Origin of the sequence: Paracoccus sp. S4493, from assembly GCF_000967735.1 — a bacterium.
In the GTDB taxonomy this organism is placed as follows: Bacteria; Pseudomonadota; Alphaproteobacteria; order Rhodobacterales; family Rhodobacteraceae; genus Paracoccus; species Paracoccus marcusii.
In genome coordinates, this window is the sequence record NZ_JXYF01000244.1 from 1 (window position 1) to 2050 (window position 2050).

General features: G+C 72.0%; 4 protein-coding genes. 1 reads left to right on the forward strand and 3 read right to left on the reverse strand.

What is annotated here, in order from left to right:
* On the forward strand, positions 1-169 hold a 169-nt coding region (locus TW83_RS16730; protein WP_045983919.1), incomplete at its 5' end, for a precorrin-6A/cobalt-precorrin-6A reductase.
* On the opposite strand, the gene cobJ is transcribed toward TW83_RS16730, so the two are convergent.
* The 3 genes from cobJ to TW83_RS16745 form a co-directional block, all read right to left on the reverse strand.
* A complete protein-coding gene (gene cobJ, locus TW83_RS16735; protein WP_045983920.1) occupies positions 145-873 on the reverse strand; it encodes a precorrin-3B C(17)-methyltransferase in 729 nt (242 codons plus the stop codon). The two genes, TW83_RS16730 and cobJ, sit on opposite strands and share 25 nt — an antisense overlap.
* Positions 870-1607, reverse strand: a complete 738-nt coding sequence (gene cobI / locus TW83_RS16740; RefSeq protein ID WP_187427323.1) for a precorrin-2 C(20)-methyltransferase — start codon at positions 1605-1607, stop codon at positions 870-872. The genes cobJ and cobI overlap by 4 nt, the downstream gene beginning before the upstream one ends.
* Positions 1607-2050 (reverse strand): precorrin-8X methylmutase (locus TW83_RS16745; protein WP_045983922.1); only part of this gene is annotated, 444 nt, incomplete at its 5' end. The genes cobI and TW83_RS16745, both read right to left, overlap by 1 nt.

Consider the following 2050-nt stretch of genomic DNA (forward strand, 5'->3'; position numbering starts at 1 on the left):
CGCCAAGAACAGCGGCGGGGCCGGGGCCCGCGCGAAGCTGGACGCGGCGCGCGATCTGGGCGTTCGGGTCGTGCTGATCGACCGGCCCACAGCACCGGACCGGCCGCAGGTCGCCACGCCGGAACAGGCGCTGGACTGGCTGCATCAGGCGGCCCCCCGCGGGCTATAGACCCACCGCCCCACCCGCCGCGTGGCGCGGTTGCCGACCAGCACGACGGTGCGCATGTCGGCCATCTCGGGCGTGGCCTCCTCCAGGGTCACCACGCGCAGCGCCTCCTCCGGCGTGGTGACGGCGCGGGCAAAGATCATCAGGCGTCCGGGTTCGCATTCCTCGCGCAGCACCTCCAGCACGCGCGCAAAGCCTGCGGGCCGGCTGGCCGAGCGCGGGTTGTAGAAGGCCATCGCGAAATCGCCCCGCGCCGCGTGGCGCAGGCGGTGTTCGATCAGCGCCATGGGCTTGAGGTTGTCCGACAGGTTGATGGCGCAGAAATCATGGCCCAAGGGCGCGCCCGCCCGCGCCGCCGCTGCCAGCATCGCGGTGATGCCGGGCAGGATGCGGATCTCGGGATCGCCACCGTCGGCCTCCAACGCCTCGAACAGGGCGGAGGCCATGGCGAAGACGCCCGGATCACCCGAGGAGACGATGACCACCCGCCCGCCCTGCGCCGCCAGCGACAGGGCATGGCGGGCGCGTTCCAGCTCCGCTCGGTTGTCGGATGCATGCAGGGTCAGGCCGGGCCGCGCCGCCACCCGCGCGACATAGGGGATGTAGCCGATCACGTCCGTCGCCTGATCCAGCGCGGCGGCGACCTCGGGGGTCACCATGGCGTCCGACCCCGGTCCCAGCCCCGCGACGGTGATCCAGCCGCTCATTCCGCCACCCGCGCCATGGGGCGCCGCCCGTGGCCATGAACCAGCAGGATCGCGAAATAGGGGCAGTCGTCATCGGCCACCTCGCGCAGCGGCTGGATGCGCTGGCCGGGCATGGTGCCGCGTTCGATCAGCCAGGCATCCGCCAGCCGCCCGGATGCCGCCAGCGCGCGGCGCAGCTTGGGCAGGTTGCGGCCGGTCTTCATCACCACCAGCGCGTCGCTGCCCTGCATGTGGCGGATCAGGTCCGCCTCGGGCAGGGTGCCCATCAGCACGGTCAGCACGTCGTCGCCCCATGTCATCGGCTGGCCCACCGCGTTCCAGCAGCCGACCATGCCGGGAATGCCGGGGATCACCTCGACCTCGGCCAGCCCCTGCAGACGGATCTGCAGATGCATGAAGCTGCCATAGAGGAACGGATCGCCCTCGCACAGGACCACCACGTCGTCGGTCTGGGCCAGCTGCGCCAGACGCGCGGCCCAGAAGTCATAGAACCCCGCCAGCGCGTCGTTGTAGTCGGGATGATCGAAGGGAATTTCCGTCGTGACTGGGTATTCCATCGGATATTCGACCGCATCGGCGGTCAGCATCCCCTGGACGATGCGCCGCGCCTGACCGGGGCGGCCGGGTTTGCGGAAATAGGCGACGTGGCGCGCGGCGCGCACCGCCCGGTCGGCCCGGACCGAGATCAGGTCTGGATCGCCCGGCCCCAGACCTGCGCAGATGATGCGTCCCATCATTCCCTCCGGCTGGCCAGCGCGTTGATCGCGGCGACGGTGATGGCCGACCCGCCCAGCCTGCCGCGGACGACGACCGACGGCGCGGGCGGCGCGGCCATCAGCGCGTCCTTCGACTCCGCCGCGCCGACAAAGCCCACGGGGCAGCCGATGATTGCGGCGGGGCGGGGGCAGGCGGGGTCCTCCAGCATGTTCAGCAGGTGAAACAGCGCGGTGGGCGCATTGCCGATGGCCACGACCGCGCGCGCCAGATGCGGCCGCCACAGCTCCAGCGCGGCGGCGCTGCGGGTGTTGCCCATGTCGCGCGCCATGTCCGGCACACGCGGGTCGCGCAGGGTGCAGATCACCGCGTTGTCCGCAGGCAGGCGGGCGCGGGTCACGCCCTCGCTGACCATATGCGCGTCGCAGAGAATCGGCGCGCCGGCGGCCAGCGCCGCGCGGGC